The organism is Psychrobacter sp., assembly GCF_035469765.1.
Taxonomy (GTDB): domain Bacteria; phylum Pseudomonadota; class Gammaproteobacteria; order Pseudomonadales; family Moraxellaceae; genus Psychrobacter.
This window is the reverse complement of sequence record NZ_DATIRM010000044.1, coordinates 1-6789: the sequence shown is the minus strand read 5'-3', so window position 1 is coordinate 6789 and position 6789 is coordinate 1. Positions and strand designations below refer to the sequence as shown.

The 6789-nt window shown below is 44.0% G+C and carries 7 protein-coding genes; 2 read left to right on the top strand and 5 right to left on the bottom strand.

The genetic code is table 11. From position 1 onward, the window contains the following. The 4 genes from VLN09_RS01090 to VLN09_RS01075 form a co-directional block, all read right to left on the bottom strand. Window positions 1–749: NAD(P)-binding domain-containing protein (locus VLN09_RS01090; protein WP_325243271.1), on the bottom strand; the 749-nt coding region annotated here is incomplete at its 3' end. Window positions 750–1255: 506 nt separating this feature from the next. Then, entirely contained in the window at window positions 1256–2452 is a 1197-nt protein-coding gene (gene benE / locus VLN09_RS01085) for a benzoate/H(+) symporter BenE (protein WP_325243269.1), read from the bottom strand. Between the two features lie 229 nt (window positions 2453–2681). Then, entirely contained in the window at window positions 2682–4004 is a 1323-nt protein-coding gene (locus VLN09_RS01080; RefSeq protein WP_325243267.1) for an MFS transporter, read from the bottom strand. A 30-nt stretch (window positions 4005–4034) separates the two neighbouring features. Continuing rightward, window positions 4035–4313, bottom strand: a complete 279-nt coding sequence (locus tag VLN09_RS01075; protein WP_325243265.1) for a metal-sensing transcriptional repressor — start codon at window positions 4311–4313, stop codon at window positions 4035–4037. A 260-nt stretch (window positions 4314–4573) separates the two neighbouring features. On the opposite strand from VLN09_RS01075, the gene VLN09_RS01070 reads away from it, so the two are divergent. Both VLN09_RS01070 and VLN09_RS01065 read left to right on the top strand, forming a co-directional pair. Next, complete coding sequence (locus VLN09_RS01070; protein ID WP_325243263.1) at window positions 4574–5311, top strand: HupE/UreJ family protein; 738 nt, start codon at window positions 4574–4576, stop codon at window positions 5309–5311. A gap of 19 nt (window positions 5312–5330) precedes the next feature. Continuing rightward, window positions 5331–5978, top strand: coding sequence for a transmembrane anchor protein (locus tag VLN09_RS01065; protein ID WP_325243261.1), 648 nt, complete (start codon window positions 5331–5333; stop codon window positions 5976–5978). 215 nt (window positions 5979–6193) lie between these two features. On the opposite strand, the gene VLN09_RS01060 is transcribed toward VLN09_RS01065, so the two are convergent. Then, the gene (locus VLN09_RS01060) at window positions 6194–6583 is read right to left on the bottom strand and encodes a DUF6122 family protein (protein ID WP_325243259.1); all 390 of its coding nucleotides are present in this window, start codon (window positions 6581–6583) and stop codon (window positions 6194–6196) included. Window positions 6584–6789: the final 206 nt, after the last annotated feature.

Genomic DNA, 6789 nt, shown 5'->3' with positions numbered 1-6789 from the left:
AAAATACCTTTGTCACGAGCCGCTTTCACTGGTGGTACCATGACAATGTCACCAATTCCGCCCACAGGTGCATCTCCATTATTACCAGTAATCCGAGCCGTAGCTCTCTCAAATAATACGCGACCATCGACATCATCTGCTAAAAATAATGGCTGCTCACGCGTGACCCAGCTTACATTGGCAATCTCAGCTAGCTCAGCATAAATTTGTGCGCCAGAATTGCCGCCACCGACTACCAGTATCCGCTTGCCTTTATACGCCTCAATACCAGCATAGTGTGCAGAATGACACTGCTCACCGCGGTACATCTCTTGGCCGTCAAGCGTTGGTATAACGCTATGACTCCACGTACCTGTCGTATTAACTACCGCTTTAGCCAACCAAGTAAATTTCCCATCAGTCACTCGCAAACAGTTGTGTTCACTATCGCGTTGTACATTGGTCACTTTATATGGTCGATACACAGGCAGTTGGTAGTGCTGCTCATAGTCGGCAAGATAACTGAGCACTTCATCTCGATGCGGGTACTCATTATCTTTGGCCTTTGGCATGAGCCTACCGGGTAATGAACTCATTACCGCCGGAGAAAATAACCGTAGTGATGGCCAAGTATGATTCCACGCCCCACCACTTTGGCTTTGATTATCAAGAATAATAAAATCAAGCTTAGCACGTCTAAGGTAATACCCTACCGCTAAACCTGCTTGACCGCCGCCAATCACTACCACATCGAATATCTTAGTTGACATAATTACTCTCAGTTCCTGCTACTAAAAAGTTGGCTGCTCATTTTGGGGTTTTGTTAAAAGCGCTATATCTGTTAGACGTGCATAGATTTCGATTAAATCACCATCAAGTTTTTTTAGCCATCACTCATGTAAAGGTGTCCCTTTCCAAAGAGTTCTCGGCGGTTTAAAAACAGTTAAGCCAGCCTCTTTTGCGCTAAAAAAGGCATCAATGACTTCTTGCCTGTTATTAACATTAACTCTACACCTATGCCAAGTGTCAGACAAATCAATGGATTGGTTCCTTCGGAATATACCTCAACGAAACCAGTGTAAACTGACTTCTTCTATCCAAAGTCATTTGTCATACTCTAATTTATAGAAACAATGAGTGGTTCCGTGGTTAGAACCTAAATATTCAGCTATATTCCATTTTTTCTAGGAGTCTATAGGTTTTAGGTCTCAGCAGTACACATCGTGGACTTTTTTTGATAGGTTTTTTACTTTCTTCAATGTACCTTTATAGCGAGTTATAGCGCAACCAGCTTGCTGCTTTTTTTAGTCAATACGTAGTGAGCGATCATACCGATACAGATGCCCCAAAACACCGAACTCAATCCCAAAAACTGCATGCCGGATGCCGTGGCTAAAAAAGTAATCAGTGCCGATTCTCTTTGACTATCATCTTTCATGGCAACAGCAATATTGGCTGAGATAGCACCTATTAGCGCCAGACCAGCTAGAGCGGCGATCAGCTCTTTAGGTAATAAGCTAAATACCAGCACAATACTACTAGCAAACAGTCCCCCTAATAAGTAAAAAATACCATTAGCGACACCGGCGATATAACGCTTTTCTTTGAGCTCATGCGCATCTTTTCCCGTACATAGTGCAGCGGTGATTGCTGCTAATGTAATGGTGATACCTCCTACGCAAGCAACGGCTAACGAAGCAATGCTAGAGGCCATGACAATAGGTTTCGCCGGAGTGTCATAGCCACTTAAATTCAAGATAGCCATGCCGGGTAAAAATTGTCCGCTTAAGCTGACAAGGATTAGTGGTATAGCGAGGTTCAACGTTGAGTACCACGACCACTCTGGCCAGATGAGGACGGGTATGGTCATAGTGAAATTGATATCGACAGGATTCATCTTGCCAAGTAGCAAACTTAAGATGACGCCACACAATAATACCCAAATCATTGTATAGCGCGGTGACAAGCGTTTGGCCAATAAATAACAGCCCAACATACTGAAAATGATAAATGGCATGGTATCAGTAGCGACGAATAACGCTAAGCCAAACTGAAATAAGATACCTGCCATCATACCAGCGGCAATACTGTTAGGGATCCACCGTAAAACCTTATCAAAATAGCCAGTCGCGCCGACAATAAAAATGACAATGGCTGAGATAATATAAGCTGCAACGGCCTCATTAACACTCATCTGTGGAAATAATGTCACGAGTAGAACCGTTCCTGGAGCAGACCAAGCGGTAACTATCGGCGCCTTATATTTAATAGAAAGATAAATACCGGGTATCGCGGTGCCTATCGATATACCCCAAATCCAAGATGCCATCATGGCCTCTGACACTTGTGCTGCTTGTGCCGCTTGAAAGAAAATAATCAGTGGCCCAGCATAAGCAATAAGCACCGCTAAAAAGCCGGCAACAGACGCTGAAAGTGACCAGTCTTCTTTTAAATCTCGTATTACAGTTACCATCTTACGTTCCTACAAACTCTACATTATCAATTTACTATCTTCATAATAAATTTGAGATCGCACATGATATATGATCTCTTATGGGAATAAGGGCAGTACCCTAGTGAGGACTTGAACATCCAAATCTAAGGGGTTATTATCAATGATTTGAGCTATTTATAGCATGTCAGTGTACATAGTAGTGTGCTTTTCAATATGAAATGGCGTTCCTTCATGTACAGGCTTGACATCAACGACCAGAGCTTGGCCAACGAGGATGATAGTCATCGACTACGAAAGGATGTGTATGGCGTACCCCATTGGGTGTAAGAGACCCAGTGGCATGAGCATGACCTTCTGGCAAATTAAAATGTTCGTGTTCAATCTCTTTTAGATCAATAGAGGGCCAAACTTTAAAAGCGGCCCATACCGCTAATGCAGCAGCACAGCCTAATACTGCAAAAGCTACGGTCATACTGTAGCGAGCACCTAACCAACCAGCCAAGGGATAAAACACCAACCAACTGACATGAGACAAGGCAAACTGAGCGGCAAACAATGCAGGACGATCTTCCTGATGTGAGGATCGCCATAACAAGCGTCCAGAGGGAGTTTGGGCAGCAGAATAACCTAAACCTAGCACGAACCATAAGGCCATAAGCGAGTTCTGCCCCATCATCAATGTACCAGCGAACATACCCACTACTAACAACCCTACACCGCTTAACATGACACTACGGTCTGTCAGCTTACTTAGTAAGCTTGGCAAAGCCAATGCAGCAATCATAGAACCTGCACCAAAGTTCGCTAATGCTAGTGCGACTGCACTCTGAGGTAGTCCCATGCCACCCTGAATGATCACCACTGTATTCACAAAAACCATAGACGCTGCGGCAGAAACTGCAACATTGACAGCGAGTAATCCGCGCAGTCGAGGAGTGGCTAAATAGATTCGAATACCACGTGTGGTTCTATCGTAAATGCTGCGGCGCTCTGGCACAGCATGCGCTGGTAGCACCACCGACACTACCAATATGGCAGAGACTAAAAACCCCAGCACCGTCCCCGTAAACAGATTGTGAAAACTCATTACTGTCAGTAATGCCGCCGCTAACATAGGACTGACCAGACTTTCCATATCGTACGCAAGGCGTGAGAGAGATAAGGCTTTTGTATAGTCCTCTTCATCAGGTAGAATATCAGGAATAGTGGCCTGAAAAGTCGGCGTGAAGGCTGCTGAGGCAGATTGCAACACAAAGATCAGCACATAAACTTCCCAGATCTGGGAAACAAACGGCAGAAGCAGGGCTACACCTGCTCGTATCACATCCAGCGTTACCAACATCGTGCGTTTGGGCAGCCGTTCGGCAAAGGCCGCTGCAATTGGTGCGACACCAACATAGGCAATCATTTTGATGGCCAATGCAGTTCCCATGACGACCCCAGCGTTATTACCTGCTAAATCAAAAGCCAAAAGACCTAGCGCCACAGTAGCTAAACCTGTGCCAATCAGGGCAATGACTTGCGCGGCGAATAGATGGCGATAAGTTCGGTTTGCAAAGATACTAAGCATGGGGTGTCTCTTTAGATCAGTCGGTTGATCTTATAGGTAACGAGTTATTTCCTTGAACTCCTCGATAGAATTCTGCTGATCTTTGTCAACAGCCCCTAATAAATCTTCAAGGCAATGATCTAAATGGTCTTGAATTAAAATTTTCTTGGCTTGGTGAATCGCGTTCTCTACCGCTTGTAACTGTTGTGCTACATCAAGGCAGGTTCGACCCTCAACCAACATCTCTATCGTACTGCTTAGATGACCATTCGCTTTTTTAAGGCGTGTGATAACGGCTGGATGAGAAGCGTGTATATGCGGTTTTTTCATAGTGACAGTATCCTTCCTCTAGGGAACATGATTATACCCGATAAAAACCTAAGTTCTTTTATTGACAGTATCCCCCCCTAGGGGATAGTATCTTACTCCTTAATTACTCGGTTTGCATTCAAAAAATTCATGATTTACGTGTCAATCTTTAAGAAAGTGCTTAGTGATGCAAGTCATGGTTACTTCATCGATTGAGGTCAAAATTTTTTATTGTATTACATCATGCCGCGTATCCATTATTTCACATCATAGGACTCTTAATGCACAGCTATGTTCATAATAGGTCAACAAGCTCGCTATGGGCGACTTGGCAGACCCGTCTGCTATTACTCTCGGTACTGCTTTTCTGTGTCCTTATTGGCAGCAATGAAGCTTTGGCTCACGCTGTAACAGCGGGCGATAAAGGCTATATTCAGGAGATTTCAGGGGTCAATATTTTACCCTTTATGTACTTGGGCGCTAAGCACATGATAACGGGGTATGACCACATCCTGTTTCTCTTCGGGGTCATCTTCTTTCTTTACCGTATAAAGCACATTGGCATCTATGTAAGCTTATTTGCATTAGGTCATTCCACTACTATGATCTTAGGCGTGTATTTCAACATCGGTATGAACAGTTATCTGATTGATGCAATTATTGGTCTCTCTGTCGTCTATAAAGCATTAGACAACATCGGTGCCTTTCAGCGATGGTTCGGGTATCAACCAAATACCAAAATAGCAGTGCTTATATTTGGTCTTTTCCACGGCTTTGGGTTATCAACTAAGATTCTTGAATACGATATGTCACCTGACGGTTTACTGCCTAACCTACTCGCATTTAACGTGGGTGTGGAAATTGGGCAACTACTGGCTTTAGCAATCATATTAATCGGCATGAGCTATTGGCGTCGTACGCTAAGTTTCATCCGTCACGCCTATACCGCCAACGTCGCCATGATGAGCGCAGGATTTATTTTAGTGGGCATACAGCTTACTGGCTATTTAATGTCTTAATAACCCAAGGATTTCCAATATGTATAACAGTGACACCCCTTTACAGGCTGAACTTCCCTCTTCAAAGCAGCTTATGAAATCTACTATTCTGGCTGCAATTGCAGCCATAGTTCTTTTATTTACGGTGGTTCTCCCAGCTGAATATGGCATCGACCCAACTGGGGTTGGCAATCTACTTCGTTTGACAGAAATGGGACAAGTTAAGCAGCAATTAGCAGAAGAAGCTGCCGCAGATACTGCTGGTGTAGTGGTGACTGAATCAGTTGCGTCCGAAACACTTGGCATTGATAATGTGACCGAACAAGCAGTAGATGCCACACTTGCTGATACTGCTGTCGCTAGTGGGCAATGGCGTGATGAAATCCCCTTCACCTTGACTCCAGGTGAAGGATTAGAAATTAAAATGAAAATGGCTGCAGGTGACAAGACTGAATACTCTTGGGTCGTGACAGGTGGTGATGTCAACTTCGACACCCATGGTGACGCACCAGGCCAAGCGATTAGCTATGAAAAAGGTCGCGGGGTTGCCGCTGATGAAGGCGTTCTAGAAGCCGCGTTTACAGGTAATCATGGCTGGTTTTGGCGCAATCGCGGCGAATCGGATGTTCAAGTTGTTTTGCGTACCCGTGGCGATTACAGCACTATTAAAACGATGGAAAAAAAGTAGCGCTTAGTTCGTGCCGCTACTACCTGATTAAAAACATAGCTGTCTCACTAAGCTTAGAGTAACCAACTAGACAAACTCAATCCTCGTATTAGAACATAAGTGGTCTAATGCGAAGATTTATTTAGGGTTAAATAGCAGTGCATACATGCTACTTCTAGGAGTTATTGAAAAGGTGATCTATGAGAGAGGCACAAAGAGATGTAGTCACAGCCGTATCAAAACTTAATGGCTCTGCCTAACCACGCTACCAACTCACGGGCAGGAGCCTGACTCAAACACTGCGGACAATTAATATAGGTCATCACGCAGTCATTCAAATCAGTTAGCATATGTAGTAATAACCCCAAACCAATTATTTTATAGGGTTTTGGTAGAAATAGCATAGCCGCATATGCTGCCATTGCATAATAAGTATGGAGCGGATGAAAGTTAATACTGCAACGATTGGGCGAAAAGATAGGTGTCGCTAGCAGATGATCTAAATCAACTAGCATGGTTGCTAATAGGATCAAATATACCCGTTTATAGTCATTACGAAAAAATGTGTAGGCGATAATAAACGGCATACCAAAGTGTAGAAAATAATGGATAACAGTTTGAATCATCGCTTTTTCCGATTTAAGAGAGTGTTTTAAAAAGTGTTCTAAGAGTATCATACACGATCTGAGGTATACCTTCACACCTGAAAGATAGGCGCGAATCCACCACCTGGTGTACGGAAGTTAGTCACCTGACCTTGATAAACCCGCGCAGCAGGCAACATGTTAATCTGCCGTTGGGAGACGCCAGTAAACGGCGTCTCGGTCTGGTA